The organism is Paenibacillus sp. NPDC101420, from assembly GCF_050277435.1.
In the GTDB taxonomy this organism is placed as follows: domain Bacteria; phylum Bacillota; class Bacilli; order Paenibacillales; family Paenibacillaceae; genus Paenibacillus_AQ.
The window spans coordinates 475,518-490,063 of record NZ_JBNNSE010000001.1 but is presented as its reverse complement, the minus strand read 5'-3'; the positions used below and the strand labels follow the sequence as shown (position 1 = coordinate 490,063).

Annotated in this window: 16 protein-coding genes and 1 riboswitch; of the genes, 12 read left to right on the top strand and 4 right to left on the bottom strand. The window is 42.9% G+C overall.

The genetic code is table 11. The features are described from left to right. Positions 1–112: 112 nt before the first annotated feature. Positions 113–216: riboswitch (TPP riboswitch) on the bottom strand. 223 nt (positions 217–439) lie between these two features. Genes ACQKMP_RS02270 through ACQKMP_RS02260 form a run of 3 tightly spaced genes read left to right on the top strand, consistent with a single transcriptional unit; the run spans position 440 to position 2,763 of the window. Continuing rightward, positions 440–1,276: an amino acid ABC transporter substrate-binding protein gene (locus ACQKMP_RS02270; RefSeq protein ID WP_076282859.1), complete on the top strand. Its 837-nt coding sequence runs from the start codon at positions 440–442 to the stop codon at positions 1,274–1,276. Positions 1,277–1,327: 51 nt separating this feature from the next. Further along, positions 1,328–1,996 (top strand): amino acid ABC transporter permease, encoded by a 669-nt coding sequence (locus tag ACQKMP_RS02265; RefSeq protein ID WP_042187519.1) that lies wholly within the window; start codon positions 1,328–1,330, stop codon positions 1,994–1,996. 14 nt (positions 1,997–2,010) lie between these two features. Beyond that, positions 2,011–2,763, top strand: a complete 753-nt coding sequence (locus tag ACQKMP_RS02260) for an amino acid ABC transporter ATP-binding protein (protein ID WP_427468752.1) — start codon at positions 2,011–2,013, stop codon at positions 2,761–2,763. Between the two features lie 93 nt (positions 2,764–2,856). Here ACQKMP_RS02260 and ACQKMP_RS02255 read toward each other — a convergent pair whose 3' ends face one another. Then, positions 2,857–3,519, bottom strand: a complete 663-nt coding sequence (locus ACQKMP_RS02255) for an S-layer homology domain-containing protein (protein ID WP_042187523.1) — start codon at positions 3,517–3,519, stop codon at positions 2,857–2,859. A 320-nt stretch (positions 3,520–3,839) separates the two neighbouring features. Between ACQKMP_RS02255 and ACQKMP_RS02250 the strand changes: the two genes are divergently transcribed. After that, entirely contained in the window at positions 3,840–4,313 is a 474-nt protein-coding gene (locus ACQKMP_RS02250; protein ID WP_042187525.1) for a Fur family transcriptional regulator, read from the top strand. Between the two features lie 366 nt (positions 4,314–4,679). On the opposite strand, the gene ACQKMP_RS02245 is transcribed toward ACQKMP_RS02250, so the two are convergent. After that, a complete protein-coding gene (locus ACQKMP_RS02245) occupies positions 4,680–5,360 on the bottom strand; it encodes a TIGR00266 family protein (protein ID WP_042187527.1) in 681 nt (226 codons plus the stop codon). Between the two features lie 145 nt (positions 5,361–5,505). Between ACQKMP_RS02245 and ACQKMP_RS02240 the strand changes: the two genes are divergently transcribed. Both ACQKMP_RS02240 and ACQKMP_RS02235 read left to right on the top strand, forming a co-directional pair. Then, positions 5,506–5,712, top strand: coding sequence for a hypothetical protein (locus ACQKMP_RS02240; RefSeq protein WP_042187530.1), 207 nt, complete (start codon positions 5,506–5,508; stop codon positions 5,710–5,712). Between the two features lie 61 nt (positions 5,713–5,773). Continuing rightward, complete coding sequence (locus ACQKMP_RS02235) at positions 5,774–6,505, top strand: class I SAM-dependent methyltransferase (protein WP_076282853.1); 732 nt, start codon at positions 5,774–5,776, stop codon at positions 6,503–6,505. A gap of 110 nt (positions 6,506–6,615) precedes the next feature. Here the strand turns inward: ACQKMP_RS02235 and ACQKMP_RS02230 are convergent, their stop codons facing one another. Further along, positions 6,616–7,434, bottom strand: a complete 819-nt coding sequence (locus tag ACQKMP_RS02230; RefSeq protein ID WP_042187534.1) for an AraC family transcriptional regulator — start codon at positions 7,432–7,434, stop codon at positions 6,616–6,618. A 320-nt stretch (positions 7,435–7,754) separates the two neighbouring features. Between ACQKMP_RS02230 and ACQKMP_RS02225 the strand changes: the two genes are divergently transcribed. The 5 genes from ACQKMP_RS02225 to ACQKMP_RS02205 all read left to right on the top strand — a co-directional run bounded on the left by ACQKMP_RS02225 (position 7,755) and on the right by ACQKMP_RS02205 (position 12,067). Further along, on the top strand, positions 7,755–8,528 hold the full coding sequence (locus tag ACQKMP_RS02225; RefSeq protein ID WP_427468751.1) for a sugar phosphate isomerase/epimerase family protein: 774 nt from the start codon (positions 7,755–7,757) through the stop codon (positions 8,526–8,528). Continuing rightward, positions 8,521–9,618 (top strand): Gfo/Idh/MocA family protein, encoded by a 1,098-nt coding sequence (locus tag ACQKMP_RS02220; protein WP_427468750.1) that lies wholly within the window; start codon positions 8,521–8,523, stop codon positions 9,616–9,618. Before ACQKMP_RS02225 ends, ACQKMP_RS02220 begins: the two co-directional genes overlap by 8 nt. Positions 9,619–9,640: 22 nt before the next feature. Beyond that, complete coding sequence (locus tag ACQKMP_RS02215) at positions 9,641–10,717, top strand: Gfo/Idh/MocA family protein (RefSeq protein ID WP_427468749.1); 1,077 nt, start codon at positions 9,641–9,643, stop codon at positions 10,715–10,717. A gap of 26 nt (positions 10,718–10,743) precedes the next feature. Beyond that, positions 10,744–11,712 (top strand): sugar phosphate isomerase/epimerase family protein, encoded by a 969-nt coding sequence (locus ACQKMP_RS02210; protein WP_042187542.1) that lies wholly within the window; start codon positions 10,744–10,746, stop codon positions 11,710–11,712. 97 nt (positions 11,713–11,809) lie between these two features. After that, positions 11,810–12,067: a DUF2164 domain-containing protein gene (locus ACQKMP_RS02205; RefSeq protein WP_042187544.1), complete on the top strand. Its 258-nt coding sequence runs from the start codon at positions 11,810–11,812 to the stop codon at positions 12,065–12,067. Between the two features lie 20 nt (positions 12,068–12,087). On the opposite strand, the gene fabV is transcribed toward ACQKMP_RS02205, so the two are convergent. Then, positions 12,088–13,278, bottom strand: a complete 1,191-nt coding sequence (fabV, locus tag ACQKMP_RS02200; RefSeq protein WP_427468748.1) for an enoyl-ACP reductase FabV — start codon at positions 13,276–13,278, stop codon at positions 12,088–12,090. Between the two features lie 129 nt (positions 13,279–13,407). On the opposite strand from fabV, the gene ACQKMP_RS02195 reads away from it, so the two are divergent. Continuing rightward, a complete protein-coding gene (locus ACQKMP_RS02195) occupies positions 13,408–14,370 on the top strand; it encodes a phosphotransferase family protein (RefSeq protein ID WP_052404261.1) in 963 nt (320 codons plus the stop codon). The last annotated feature ends 176 nt before the right edge of the window (positions 14,371–14,546 follow it).

Sequence of the window (14,546 nt, the reverse complement as noted above, 5' to 3'; positions counted from 1 at the left end):
ACGCTTAAGTTTTGTGATTGATTGTAAACAAATAAAGACCCATTCATTTCCGGTGGGAAATAAATGGGTCAAAAAGTTCATTCAGCATAGGAACACTAAAAATGCATGGGATGAAAATTCTGCTCCACTTCCCTCCGCTGGTATGATCCAGATCAGGTTCCAAGGGTCCGGAGCTTGAAGCTCCGTCTCAGTCGGCCGACTCCCCTAGTGAAATAACAGGTCCATATTTAATTTGTTTATAAATATACCATATCTTTCTGAGATGTAAAGAGAGGATCTTGTGAAGGATTATTCTAAGAATGGGTAATATAAGGGTAGAGATTTACCTAATATTACAATTCCGATGAATATAATCGGAAAAAATCATTGACGGTAAACATCAGCCAGTGTAGTATACAATTTACCGGATGAATTCCGGGTAAAGAGAGGGGAATTAATAATGAAAAAATTAAGTTTAACTATTCTATTGGCGTTAACCGTGGTGTTTGTAGCGGCCTGCGGCAATAATTCGAATACCGATACTTCTAAAAATTCTTCAGCTGGAACGAATGGTGGAAATACAGCCACTGCGCAAAACAGTCTGGAAGCTGTTAAAGCTAGCGGCAAATTGCGTATAGGAACAGAAGGGACGTATGCACCCTTTACTTATCATGACGCTTCGGGGAAACTGACCGGCTTTGACGTAGAAATTGCTGAGGAAGTAGCGAAGCGCCTCGGTGTTGAACCAGAATTTTTTGAGACACAGTGGGACGGCATTTTTGCTGGGATGGATGCCAAGCGTTTTGATGTTATTTTTAACGAAGTATCCATTAATGAAGATCGTAAAGTGAAATATGATTTCTCTGAACCGTATATCGTATCTAAAGCGGTATTGATAGTGAGTGAAAACAATGAGGATATCAAAACATTTGCAGATCTTAAGGGTAAAAAAGCTGGACAATCTCTAACCAGTAACCTGTCCGATATCGCCCGTGAGAACGGTGCTGAAATCGTTGCTACAGACGGGTTCAATCAAGCGATGGACCTATTGACCTCAGGCCGTATTGATGCGACTGTAAATGATGGTTTGTCTTATCTGGACCTGAAAAAGCAAAAGCCTGATGTGAAAATTAAAGTGGTAGATGAGATTCCTGACGGTTCGCAAAGCGCAGCTGTTTTCTTAAAAGGCAACGATGAGTTGGTAAAAGCAGTTAGTGATGCAATTGTTGAAATGAAGAGCGATGGCACATACTTAAAGATTTCTGAGAAATACTTTGGTGCTGACGTTTCAAAATAATACAAGGTTTCAGAAGCTAACCAGCTTGGAGCCAAAAAAGGATGTCTAAAAATGGATGACCGCAAAATACAAATTTTCTTAGATTCACTGCTACCCCTGCTAAAAGCTGGGGTGGCTTTTACCATTCCTTTGGCATTGATATCATTTGCACTGGGACTGATCTTAGCGATATTGACTGCATTAGCTCGTCTCTCCCCGTGGGTACTTCCGAAGCTGATCGCTCGCTTTTATGTATGGGTCATTCGTGGAACCCCTTTGTTGGTGCAACTGTTTATTATTTTCTATGGTTTGCCGGCAGTTGGAATCGTGCTAGACCCTTTCATAGCCGCAACCATTGGATTTACGCTTAGTGTAGGGGCTTATTCATCAGAAATTATACGTGCTGCTATCCTGTCTATACATAAAGGTCAGTGGGAAGCGGCCTTCTCCGTTGGGATGACTCGTACCCAGGCACTGCGCCGCGTTATACTGCCACAAGCTGCCCGTGTTTCTGTACCGCCGTTATCGAATTCCTTTATTAGCTTGGTCAAAGACACTTCACTGGCAGCGACCATTACCTATACGGAGATGTTCAGAACAGCACAGCAGGTTGCTTCCACCTCCTATGAGCCACTGCTGATCTATTGCGAGGCAGGATTGTTCTATTTACTATTCTGCTCAGTGTTATCAGCACTGCAAAATTACTTGGAGAAACGACTGAGTCGTTACTCTGCGAGCTAAAGGGGGAGACAATTATGATTGAAATACTTAATTTGCATAAATCCTTCGGTGAGCTGCAGGTATTAAAGGGCATTGATCTCGAAATGGAACATGGCAAGGTACTGGTCATTATTGGCCCATCGGGTTCAGGCAAAACAACGCTTTTACGCTGCTTTAATCTGCTTGAAGTCCCTGATCAAGGAAGCTTATCGCTCAGTGATATTAAAATTAATTTCACGGATAACAAGAAAATCCCCCAGAAGTCCATTTTGGCATTACGCCATAAAACAGGGATGGTTTTTCAGTCCTATAATCTTTTTCCGCATATGACTGCACTAGGCAACGTGATGGAAGGGCAGGTGACGGTCCAGAAACGATCCAAGGACGAAGCACGCGAACGTGCCCTTCAGTTGTTAACTAAAGTTGGCTTGGCGGACAAAGCGGATGCTTATCCGCACCAACTGTCTGGTGGCCAGCAGCAACGGGTAGCTATCGCTCGTGCCATGGCAGTAGATCCAGAGGTGCTGTTGTTCGATGAGCCTACCTCTGCGCTTGATCCAGAGTTGGTGGGGGAAGTACTTAAGGTTATTAAACAGTTAGCGGCAGAGGGAATGACTATGGTGATAGTGACCCATGAGATGAAATTTGCTGCGGATGTGGCTGACCGGATCATTCTGATGGATGGAGGCCATATTCTAGAGCAAGGGACTCCGCAAGAAGTTCTTGAGCATCCGCAGCATCCTCGTGCTCTACAATTTCTGAACAGAATTAGTGGAGAAGAAGTATAGAAGACGATCAAGACGCAAAAAAGCAGTCCAGGACTATACCTGGGCTGCTTTTTCTTGTTTACCATTCAATGTTATTGGTGTGTCGCTTCTAGGTTAGGATTTAATACCGGTCTTCAGAAATTCCAAAGCATTATAGAGCATAATCGCAGCTTCGGCGCGAGTGATTTCACTTTTTGGATTAAACTTCCCATTGGCGTCTAAACTATTAATCTTGTATTTAAGAGAACGTTGAATGCTGCCTTGATAAGAAGGATTCAGCGCAGCATCGTCAGCGATATCTACGGGCACTATATTGATCATCGGCAGATTCCCAATGCCTTCGACCCCTTGCACTAGATAATTGGTGAACTCTTCTTTGGTCATTGTTTTGGTTGGATCAATGTCCTTAGGAAGCTCGACATGATTGTAATACGCATTGATAAAGGCTTCAGCGTACCAAGCTTTATCCTTGACTTTCGTGAACAAGCCACTGGCAACGGGAGCTTTGTTGAAATCAATAGCCGCGAGACTAAGCTGGAGTCCACCCGAAATGAACTGGATCCCTTGTGCTGTTGTTACTTTGGAGCTGGGCAAGAATTGGGATTCACTAACCCCTTTGATCAAGCCTTGATTTTTTAAAGAAATAATTTTTTCTTTGCCGTTTATATTATCAATATCCTTAAAGGTATTTCCGGCTGCAAATATTTGGCCACCCAAAGAGAAGGAGAGAATCGTAACGGTTGTAATCGCGGCTAATGTTCTTTTTTTCATATTCATGGTTATTTCACCTCGTTGTATGGATAGGCCTCGTGGCCGCTATCACAAACTTAAACGCAGAAAAATATGGAAAGGTTGCGGTCAAACCTATAATATTTCACGAAAAAGTAGATTTTGGCAGAAAAATAGGCAGGAATGGATGAAAGAACTTTGGATAAGAGAGCTGAAATGTTATAATGATGTCAGGCTCTATTCATTCGTGATTATTTTTGATATGATTATATCGTAAAGATTACTATTTACGTTTAATATTTGATGCATAAATGGGTGCGTCTCAGTGGATACGGATGTTAAATCATTCCGGGAAGGTAGGAGATCAAATGGATCAAATTTCAAATATCAGTCAGCTTTTTGCGGCGCAAAAATATAAATTAACGCCCCAGCGTGAGGCCATAGTGAACATATTGCTCGATAATGAGAAAGATCATCTCAGCGTAGAAGAAGTATATATGCTTGTCAAGAACAGTTATCCGCATTTAGGGCTGGCAACGGTATACCGTACACTTGAGCTCTTATGCGAGCTTCACATTGTAGAAAAGATGAACTTCGGAGATGGAGTCGCTCGTTACGATCTGCGCGGGAATGATCATTCTCACATGCATCATCATTTGATATGCAGCGTGTGCGGCAGGTTGGAGGAAATTAAGGATGACTGGCTTGTGGAGCTGGAGAAAAGAGTGGAACGTGAATATGGCTTTAACGTCACGGATCACCGCCTAGATTTCAAGGGTACTTATGACACATGTAAACGAACCGGCTGCAAAAAAGAAAAAGCAAACAAAGCGGTCTCATAATCCCGCTTTCTAATTAAAAGAAGAGGCTGCCTCAGAAGTAGTAAATGCTACTCATGGGGCGGCCTCTTTTTCGGAGAGTAATTAGGGAAATACTCCCTCTAAATAACTGATAATTGGCCGATATGAATGGAAATGGGGAAATCCTCCCTATAAATCGGCGAAATATCTATATTTCACAACAAATCAGTTGAATTATAGGGAGGATTTCCCTAATTAGTAGTCAAATGCGCAGAAATCTCTGAATTATAGGGAGATATTCCTTAATTTGCACGCAAAGCAGCGCTTTTTAAAAACCAGAGAAGCGCTACAATGCCTTTTAAACTGTTAAAGGAAATCCTACTTACGGGAAATCCTGTGTCATTTTTCTTAGCTTCGAGTGGGCACGAAGGATTTAATCCACGTTCCGAAGCTCCCAGGGTTACGGCTCTGAACGAGGATTACACCTTCTCCGCGGAATCGGCAGACAAGCGCTTCACCACTGGTTAAACTGTTCAACCAACCCGAGGCTGCTTTTTCTACCTTATAGTCCATATAATCTGGCCAAGCGACGAGATGTCCATTGTCGATAATCATCTCTTCACCAGGTGCTAAATTAATGGCGTGGATCGCTCCGAAGGAGGACAGGAATACTGTTCCTCTGCCGCTGATTTCTACAATGAAGAAGCCTTCTCCAGAGAAAAGTCCGCGTGTTAAATTTTGCATTTTGGTATTTACTTGAATGCCTTCCGTACCGGCTAAGAATCCGTCCTTTTGAACTAACAGCTTATAGGATCCATCTAATTCGATAGCTTGGATATCACCTAATGATCCTGGAGACAATAGTACCTCACTTTGACCACGGATAGCTCTGAGTTCCTGGAAGAAGAACTTTTCACCGCTCAGCATTCTTCCCAGACCCCGCATTACGCCTCCATCAGCGGTTCCTTTTAATTCTACGTTAGGAGACATGGCAACCATTGCGCCCATCTCAGCTTTAACACTTTCGCCGGGGTCCAAATATACCTTTAACATTGCAAAAGCACCCTCGTACAAAACATCGTATTTCATCACTAAAAACCTCCGAATCTATTTAGATAAGTAAGAAAACTAGCAGTGATCTCATTGTAACGGAATTCTGGCTGCGCTCATAGTCTGTATTATGTTAAACTGTAGTTGTCTAATAGTTCATCTATGAATAGGAGAGTGGTGCCACATGGCACGAACCAAGACTCAAAAAGCCTTGTTAAAGGCAGAGCGCTCAGGAACCTGGTGCGCAGCTCAAAGTCGAAGATCCAATGGAGATTATGGCGCCATTTCACAGCATGTACGGTTAACGCCGAGCAAACAACAGCAATTGAATAAGAACAAACACAAGGAGCGGATCTTCCAAGATGATGCTCCTTTTTATTTGGCGATTTGAAAATAATGTGTCACTAAGAATATACTGATGGAAGACATTATGGATAGGAGATATATAACTGATGAAACAAAATAAATACGACGATACGAATTTCTTCTCAGCCTATAAACAAATGCCTCGTTCCATTGGTGGGCTTGAAGCAGCTGGAGAATGGCATGTATTACAACCTCTGATCCCAGACTTACATAATAAAAGTGTTCTTGATTTAGGCTGCGGATTTGGCTGGCATTGTCTATATGCACGCGAGCAGCAGGCAAGCTCAGTCGTTGGCGTAGATATCTCTGAAAAAATGCTTCAAGAAGCGCGTGAAAAAACAGACGATCCAGCTATTTCTTATATCCAGATGCCGATTGAGGATATTGAATTTGCGAGCGAACAATTTGATGTGGTCATCAGTTCATTGGCCTTGCATTATGTAAAATCTTTTGAAGCTATCTGTCGCAAGGTTCATACTTACCTTAAGCCAGGCGGCAGCTTTATATTTTCAGTGGAGCATCCCATCTTTACTTCTCGAAATGAACAGGATTGGTATGTGGATGACCAAGGCAATCGTCTTCATTGGCCTGTAGATCATTATCAGTCTGAGGGATTGCGTGAAACGACCTTCTTAACAGAAAATGTGATTAAATATCATCGTACAATCTCAACCTACTTCAATGACTTGATTGGAGCCGGGTTTGCTATCAAAGCAGTTAAGGAGCCTAAGCCTTCTGATGAAATGAGCGATGATCCGTGGATGAAGGACGAGGATCGCAGACCGATGTTCCTGATTATTTCAGCTGAAAAAGAATAATCATCTCATTAACATGACTATTGTTTGAATATAGAAACGAGGGTTATCCTCTCAGTAGTTTATCTACTATAGGGATAGCCCTATTTTTGTTGATGCAATTCACCTCTATATTATACTTGAGTTCTGCTGTGTACACGGTACTGTCTAGGGGACATGCCGAAACGACTTCGGAATACACGGTGAAAATAAGTATAGTTCGCGAAACCGCAGGTTTCAGCTACTTGCTCCAGCGGCATCGGACTGAAGGTTATTCGTTCTCTTGCCATCTCTAGCCGGACATCATTTACATATTTGATAATACTGGTCCCGAAGGCCTCCTTAAATAAATGAACGGCACGGGAGACGGAAATATCTACATGTGCGGCAACATCCTCCAACAGAAAAGGTAAGGTTGCATGCTCCTCAACATATTGCTTCATTCGGTAAGCTAGATAGCCTTTAGGCGTAATCGCTGGCTGATCTGTAATGAGTCTGTCGATTTCCATACACAGGATTTGCAGATAACAGGCAGATATCGCTGGTGAGAAATCGGAAAGACGTCTGTGCTCAAGAATCAGCTGACGAAATAAGCCGAGGAAATTCTCACTCAGTGGCACACTTAAGAGTGAGGGTCTCTGAGCACGTTCCCACCATTCAACAATCCAGGTTCCTTCACAAAAAATATGATAATCTCCGCTTTCAATCCGCGGCTTACCTACAGGATACTCTTCCTTATCAATGATTAAATAGTAAGGATCATTAGGAGCAAACAGCATGATATCGCCGCTCTCCACTGGAGTCATCACACCGTCGATCATTGCTCGGCTTCGGCCCTCTGTTTGCAGACGAATTAAATAGTTCTGATTTCCATGGCTATGTGACATATGAAAAGGTTTGCGGTGAAAGGAAAATCCAGCAGATAAAACGTGACAGGTAGTTGATTGATTCATGTGTCCTCCTTGATGTCTAGAAATGATAATCAGATTGTTCATGTTTTAATCATATTATTCATTTTATTATATACGCTTTCATATTACTATGTACCTAAGCAATAAAGAAAGAAATCGACCATCCACGCTATACGGAGTCGATATTAGCTATGCAAACAAGGATGGCAGTTGAAGGAAACTAATGGGAATCAGATTAGTCAATTCTGCAACAGCATTATTGTTCAAGTGATTGCTGCTGTTGATCTCTTTGGGGACGAGCAGTAGAAAGAAGTTTAAATGAATTAGTAAGCTAACCCTAAACCCATTGGAGTGATTAGAAAATGCTGAAGATAGGTCTGCAATTGTACACGCTTAGAGAAGAATTGGAACAGGATTTTGAAGGAACACTGCGTAAGGTAGCAGCCCTTGGATATAAAGGCGTAGAGTTTTTTCACTATTTCGGCCGCACTGCAGCAGAAGTCAAACAATTGCTAAATGAGCTTGGACTGGTTGCGCTCGGCGCACATCGTCCATATGACACATTGCTGAATGATACAGAAGCAGAGATCTCTTACAATCTTGAGATTGGAAATCCAAATTTGATTGTTCCTTATTTGTCAGAAGAACAACGTAACTATGTAGAGGTTGCCGCGAATCTGAAGGTTATTGGAGAAAAGTGCAAAGCGGGCGGAGCAGTTCTTCTGTATCACAATCATGATTTCGAGTTAACAGATAAATATGGTGATAGTGACCGTACTGCTTTTGATGGATTGTTTGAAGAGGTGCCGGCTGACCTGTTGCAAGTGGAAATGGATACTTGCTGGGTACATCATGCAGGCTATGATCCAGTTGAATATATCAATAAATACGCAGGTCGACTGCCGATCATCCATCTGAAGGATTTGAAGAAAAAAGAAGACGGATCTCCGGAAACTGTTGTACTAGGTGAAGGTGAAGTGAACCTTACTGCAATTTTAAATGCAGCTGTACAGGCAAATGTGGAGTGGGCGGTAGTAGAGCAGGATTTCTGCAGTCGTTCACCATTAGAAAGTGTAGAAGATAGTTTGAAATGGGTAAAAGCATACGCAAATCAAGGAGGAAAAGTTAATGTCTAATAAGTTGAGAATTGCTATTGTAGGTTGCGGTGGTATTGCAAATGGGAAACATATGCCAAGTTTGTCACGTCAGAAGGATGCTGAAATGGTAGCTTTCTGCGATATCATAGAAGAGCGTGCACAGAAAGCCGCTCAGACTTATGGCGCTGAAGGCGCTGCTGTTTATACAGATTACACTGAGCTTTTGAAAGCTGGCGGATTTGATATTGTTCATGTATGTACACCAAATGACAGTCACTCCGTGATTACTATTGCTGCATTGGATGCAGGTAACCATGTAATGTGCGAGAAACCAATGGCTAAAACCACTGCCCAAGCACAAGAAATGTTGGATGCTGCGAAGCGTACGGGGATGAAGTTGTCTGTCGCTTACCAGAACCGTTATCGTTCGGATAGTGAATACCTTAAAGCACTCTGCGAAAACGGCGAACTAGGTGATATCTATTATGCAAAAGCAATTGCCCTTCGTCGTCGTGCGGTTCCTACTTGGGGCGTGTTCTTGGATGAAGAAAAGCAAGGCGGCGGCCCACTGATCGATATCGGTACGCATGCACTTGATCTTACTTTATGGATGATGGATAATTATAAACCACGCAGTGTTATGGGCTCATCTTTCCATAAGCTGAGTAACCGAAAGAACGCTGGAAATGCCTTTGGTCCTTGGGATCCTGAGCAATTTAAGGTAGAAGATTCAGCTTTTGGATTTATTACCATGGAAAATGGTGCTACAATTGTACTTGAATCCAGCTGGGCACTAAATGTATCTGAATATCGAGAAGCTCAGACGCTTCTTGCAGGTACAGAAGGTGGTGCAGATATGAAGGATGGTCTGCGCCTAAACGGTGACCGTGGTGGACGTCTGTATGAGACCAAAGTAGACTTGTCTGCTGGTGGAGTAGCGTTCTTTGATGGTGGACAGGAAAATGAATCTGATCGTGAAGCTCGCTTGTGGCTTGAGGCGGTTAGAGAAGACAAGGAACCTGTAGTTAAACCTGAGCAGGCCCTCGTTGTTACTCAAATCTTGGAAGCTATTTATGAATCTTCACGTACAGGTCGCGCTGTGTATTTTGACGGCACATCAGATAATTAATAGGGAAGTAGGAGTGGAAGTCATGAGCTCAAAGATACATTCCGTAGTCATCGTTGGCTTTGGTGGAATGGGAAGTTATCACGCGAAATTAATTAAGGAGACTAACTCCCTAGAAGTGGTAGGGACATACGACTTGCTTGAAGCACGTCGTGCGGACTCCATCAATGCTGGTTACAAGGTATATGAAAGTTATGAAGAAGTATTAGCAGATCCTGCAGTTGAGATTGTTCTTATTGCGACACCAAACGATGTACACAAAGAAATCGCTATACGTGCGCTACAAGCTGGCAAACATGTTATTTGTGAGAAGCCAGTCGCTATGTCCAAGGAAGAGCTTCAAGATATGCTGGATGCTGCGGATGAAGCAGGACGTGTGTTCATGGTACATCAGAACAGACGTTGGGATGAGGATTTCTTAACCATCAAAAAAATGTATGATCAAGAGACCATCGGTTCTTTGTTCCAGCTTGAATCTCGCGTACATGGAGCGAATGGTATTCCAGGAGACTGGCGCCATGTCAAGGCACAAGGTGGAGGAATGCTGCTAGATTGGGGCGTTCATTTATTAGATCAGCTCTTATTTATGATCGATAGCAAAGTCATCAGTGTGAGCAGCAGTCTGAGCTTTATTCTAGGCAATGATGTAGATGATGGCTTTGAAGCCATCCTGCAATTTGAGAATGGAATTAAAGCTATCGTTGAGGTTGGGACAACTAACTTTATTACGCTGCCTAGATGGTATGTGAAGGGTATTGAAGGAACGGGTATTATCGAAGATTGGTCTTTAACTGGACGTTTAGTAACCAGAAACAATGAAGGTGAAAAGATCGAGCCTAAGCCTATACGTGCTGGTGTTGGATTAACCAAAACAATGGCGCCTCCTTCAGAAGGGGCTACAATTACAGAAGCTTTACCTCAACCTGCGGAGCTAGGCTCTAGCTTCTATGACAATTTCGCAGCCGTTATTGAGGGAACAGCAGAGCCAATCGTTAAGAATGCCGAAGTAATGCGTGTTCAGAATTTGATTGAAGCTATTTTTGAATCTGCTGAGAAGAACCAAGTAGTAAAAGACTTCGATATGTATGGTGAAGGTAAGTAAACTATTTACAAAAGAGGTGACTTACAATGAAACTTGGAGTATTTATGGTCTTGTTTGGGGGTCGCAAGCTGGAGGATGCTCTTGATTATGTAGCGTCCAAAGGACTAAAGGCGGTAGAGATTGGTACAGGAGGGAATCCTGGTAACAGCCATTGTGATCCTAAGATGCTTCTCGAGAATGAGACAGCATTGAAAGAATTCAAACATGCTGTGGAATCCCGTGGATTGACGATCAGTGCATTGAGCTGTCACGGAAATCCCCTACACCCACAAAAAGAGCTTGCCCAGAAGGATCATGAGGACTTTGTGAACTCGGTCAAATTGGCGCAGAAGCTAGGAGTTCCAGTCGTTAATACGTTCTCTGGCTGTCCAGGTGATCATGAGGGTGCCAAGTATCCGAACTGGCCGGTAGCTCCATGGCCAAATGATTATCAAGAAATTCTGGATTGGCAATGGGAAAATAAAGTGATTCCTTACTGGACTGAATGGGGAGCCTTTGCCGCAGAGCATGATGTGAAGGTTGGTCTTGAGCTGCACGGCGGATTCTCCGTTCACACACCTGCTACTCTACTGCGGTTGAGAGAAGCTGCAGGTGAAGTAATCGGAGCTAACCTTGATCCGAGCCATATGTGGTGGCAAGGAATTGATCCAGTGCAGGCAATTCATATTTTAGGCCGCCAAGGCGCAATCCATCACTTCCACGCTAAAGATACAGTTATTGATCCAGTCAATGTCAATATGCATGGCTTAACTGATATGCAATCTTATACCAAAATGCTTGACCGTGCATGGCAGTTCCGTTCGGTTGGCTTTGGACATGATCTTAAGACTTGGGCTGATATTATGAGCGCTCTTCGTTTGGTAGGATATGATTATGTGGTCAGTATTGAGCATGAAGATGGATTGATGTCTGTGGAAGAAGGCTTCTCCAAAGCTGTAAGTAACCTTCAACAAGTATTGATTGAGGAGCCACTAGCAGAAATGTGGTGGGTTTAGATTAAAGGGTATAGATATAAGAAATGACGTGCGCAAGCACGTCATTTTTCCTGTATTAATAATCTGAATTTTAAATCATACAAATTGGAGGACGATCATGCAGCCGATAAAAATACAGAGAGAACACAAACTACAAATTACATCCAGCATTCAGGATTATTTTGAAACGGAGCTGTCTAGCGAAATTGGCCAATTAGCAAGTGAGAATCTTCTTGATTTTATGCTCAAAGAACTCTCACCTTATATTTATAATCAGGCACTGGCAGATGCCCGTAAAGTGATTGAGCAAAAGATGATTTCCATTGAAGAAGAATTGTATGCACTTGAGCAACCACTAACATCTGCTAGAAGATAGTCCGCAACATAATGTATTGTTTACCGCTGATTGGTAACCGTTACGTCTGGATCAGTCTCAGCTTCATAATCTACACCCTCAGTCTCAAATCCGAATAACTGGAAAAACTCCTGTTTGTAGCTTTCTAGATCTGTCAATTCATAGATATTGTCTGTCGTGAGTTTATCCCAGATTCGAGTCACTTGATCCTGTACATCCGGGGACATCTCCCAGTCATCGATTCGGATACGCCCTTCTTCATCCACAGAAGTCCCTTCGATCGCATAAAGACGTTCTGCAAACAACCGATAGGTTTGCTCAATACAACCCTCATGAAGTCCTTTCTCTTTCATGACTTTGTATAGCGCAGAAGTGTACAGGGGGACGACAGGAATTGCTGAGCTAGACTGTGTGACCAGTCCTTTCGTAACTGCTACATAAGCTCGACCGTCTATACTAGATAGTTCATCGTTAAGAGTGTGTGCTGTTAATTCTAGATGATCTTTTGCGCGTCCAATCGTTCCCTTACGATATACAGACTGGGTAATCTCCGGCCCGATATATGAGAATGCGATGGTGGTGGCATGATCGGCCAAAGCTCCGGCTTGATGGAGAGCTTCAATCCAAAGCTGCCAATCGTCACCACCCATCACTCGAATGGTATCATCGATTTCTTTGTCTGTAGCAGGCTCAATAGAAATTTGACTAACTTCACCCGTATGAAAGTTTACGGTTTTATTAGTGTAGGTATCTCCTATAGGTTTAATTACGGAGTTATAAACTTCACCCGTCACAGGATCTGTTCGACGGGCAGAAGCAACGCTGTAGATGACTAGATCAACTTGTCCCAATTCACTGCGAATCAGCTGTATGGTTCTATCCTTAGTTTCTTTGGAGAAGGCATCACCGGTTACGCTGTAGGATTGAAGTCCAGCTTTCTCTGCAAGTTCCTCAAAGGCTGCTGAATTGTACCATCCAGCAGAGGCTGTACGGGCTCCATTGCTGCTGCTCTGGCGGTAGACGCCTACTGTGCTGGCTCCAGCCCCAAAGGCGGCTGTAATCCGTGAGGCGAGGCCATATCCTGTAGAGGCGCCAATGACAAGCACCTTGCGTGGTCCTTTGATCTCGGGTTGTGTCTGGATATATTCGATTTGCCGCTCTACTTGACGAGCGCAACCTTGCGGGTGTGCGGTAGTACAGATAAAGCCGCGTGTTCTAGGTTTAATAATCATGTTAATCGTTTCCTCTCTTTCATAAAAAGCAGGCTAATGAGACTCGTTTGTTCTAATTTTAACAATTTTCAATCAAATGGAGAAGGATTGTTTATCCTTTGATACTTATTTCATTATGGTGGTGAGATCTTGGAGAGCTTTACTAAAACAAAATTAACGACAGAGCAACAGAATGATTTGGTAGGTGTTACTTTTGGAAGCCATGTGAGCATTCAGCGAAGTACTGAACTGACAGGTGGCTATTTTAACGCAGCATATGACCTTTTATTATCAGATGGAAGAGACATGATTCTTAAGATAGCACCGTCAGCTGAAGCAGATACCCTTAGTTACGAGCATGATATTATGTCTGTAGAGGTTGCGGCGATGCGACTGATGAAGTCAAAAGGGACAGTACCTGTGCCTGAGGTATACGCTTATGATAACAGTAAAGAAATGATTTCAAGTGAGTTTTTTTTCATGGAGAAAATAGTTGGCCAGCCCTATAATGAAATTAAGGAAGCGCTAAGCTCGCAGCAGAGAATAAGTATTGAGGAAGAGTTAGGTCGTTATTCCCGTTTAATTAATGAAATTCCTGGTGAGCGTTTCGGATTATTTAGTGCGTCCACACCAGTAAAAGGAACTTCATGGCGGGAAACTTTTAAACATTTGATAATGAATCTGCTTGAAGATGCACGTCGTTTAAAGGTAGAAATGCCCATTCCGTTAGAAACTGTTGAGGCAGAGATCAAAAGTCACTTACATGTTATGGACGCAGTCGTTGAGCCTCGTCTAATACATTGGGATTTATGGGATGGCAATGTGTTTGTGCGAGAGGGCCGCATTGTTGCATTGATTGATTGGGAACGGGCACTTTGGGGCGATCCACTTATGGAATATTATTTTCGCTATATTGAGAATTCAGAGCATTTCTGCAGAGGTTACGGGAATAGCTTCGACAGCCCAAACGAACATGCCCGTAAAAAACTCTACGACTTATATATCGACTTAATTTACTTCATCGAGTGTTATTCGCGTAAGTACGATAGCCAAGGTCACCTTGAGTGGGCGCATGATAATCTGCTTGAGGGCTGGAAGCGGTTCATGAATTAACACATTTTTGACACAACTACAACATGACAGATAGGGAGACTGAGCAACAGTAGGGGAGAATTCTTATATTTGAACGGCTGAGTGTACATATTGATACCGTAAGTTTGCTGTAGCCGCTGTCAATACTACGTTTGTTTCATGATCATTTATGCACAAATAGCATTGCTTACTGAAGT

What these genes read in the sequence shown, in the direction of transcription:
- ACQKMP_RS02270 (WP_076282859.1), top strand. Translation starts at nt 440, where the DNA reads ATGAAAAAATTAAGTTTAACTATTCTATTGGCGTTAACCGTGGTGTTT.
- ACQKMP_RS02265 (WP_042187519.1), top strand. Translation starts at nt 1,328, where the DNA reads ATGGATGACCGCAAAATACAAATTTTCTTAGATTCACTGCTACCCCTG.
- ACQKMP_RS02260 (WP_427468752.1), top strand. Translation starts at nt 2,011, where the DNA reads ATGATTGAAATACTTAATTTGCATAAATCCTTCGGTGAGCTGCAGGTA.
- ACQKMP_RS02255 (WP_042187523.1), bottom strand. Translation starts at nt 3,519, where the DNA reads ATGAATATGAAAAAAAGAACATTAGCCGCGATTACAACCGTTACGATT.
- ACQKMP_RS02250 (WP_042187525.1), top strand. Translation starts at nt 3,840, where the DNA reads ATGGATCAAATTTCAAATATCAGTCAGCTTTTTGCGGCGCAAAAATAT.
- ACQKMP_RS02245 (WP_042187527.1), bottom strand. Translation starts at nt 5,360, where the DNA reads ATGAAATACGATGTTTTGTACGAGGGTGCTTTTGCAATGTTAAAGGTA.
- ACQKMP_RS02240 (WP_042187530.1), top strand. Translation starts at nt 5,506, where the DNA reads ATGGCACGAACCAAGACTCAAAAAGCCTTGTTAAAGGCAGAGCGCTCA.
- ACQKMP_RS02235 (WP_076282853.1), top strand. Translation starts at nt 5,774, where the DNA reads ATGAAACAAAATAAATACGACGATACGAATTTCTTCTCAGCCTATAAA.
- ACQKMP_RS02230 (WP_042187534.1), bottom strand. Translation starts at nt 7,434, where the DNA reads ATGAATCAATCAACTACCTGTCACGTTTTATCTGCTGGATTTTCCTTT.
- ACQKMP_RS02225 (WP_427468751.1), top strand. Translation starts at nt 7,755, where the DNA reads ATGCTGAAGATAGGTCTGCAATTGTACACGCTTAGAGAAGAATTGGAA.
- ACQKMP_RS02220 (WP_427468750.1), top strand. Translation starts at nt 8,521, where the DNA reads ATGTCTAATAAGTTGAGAATTGCTATTGTAGGTTGCGGTGGTATTGCA.
- ACQKMP_RS02215 (WP_427468749.1), top strand. Translation starts at nt 9,641, where the DNA reads ATGAGCTCAAAGATACATTCCGTAGTCATCGTTGGCTTTGGTGGAATG.
- ACQKMP_RS02210 (WP_042187542.1), top strand. Translation starts at nt 10,744, where the DNA reads ATGAAACTTGGAGTATTTATGGTCTTGTTTGGGGGTCGCAAGCTGGAG.
- ACQKMP_RS02205 (WP_042187544.1), top strand. Translation starts at nt 11,810, where the DNA reads ATGCAGCCGATAAAAATACAGAGAGAACACAAACTACAAATTACATCC.
- fabV (WP_427468748.1), bottom strand. Translation starts at nt 13,278, where the DNA reads ATGATTATTAAACCTAGAACACGCGGCTTTATCTGTACTACCGCACAC.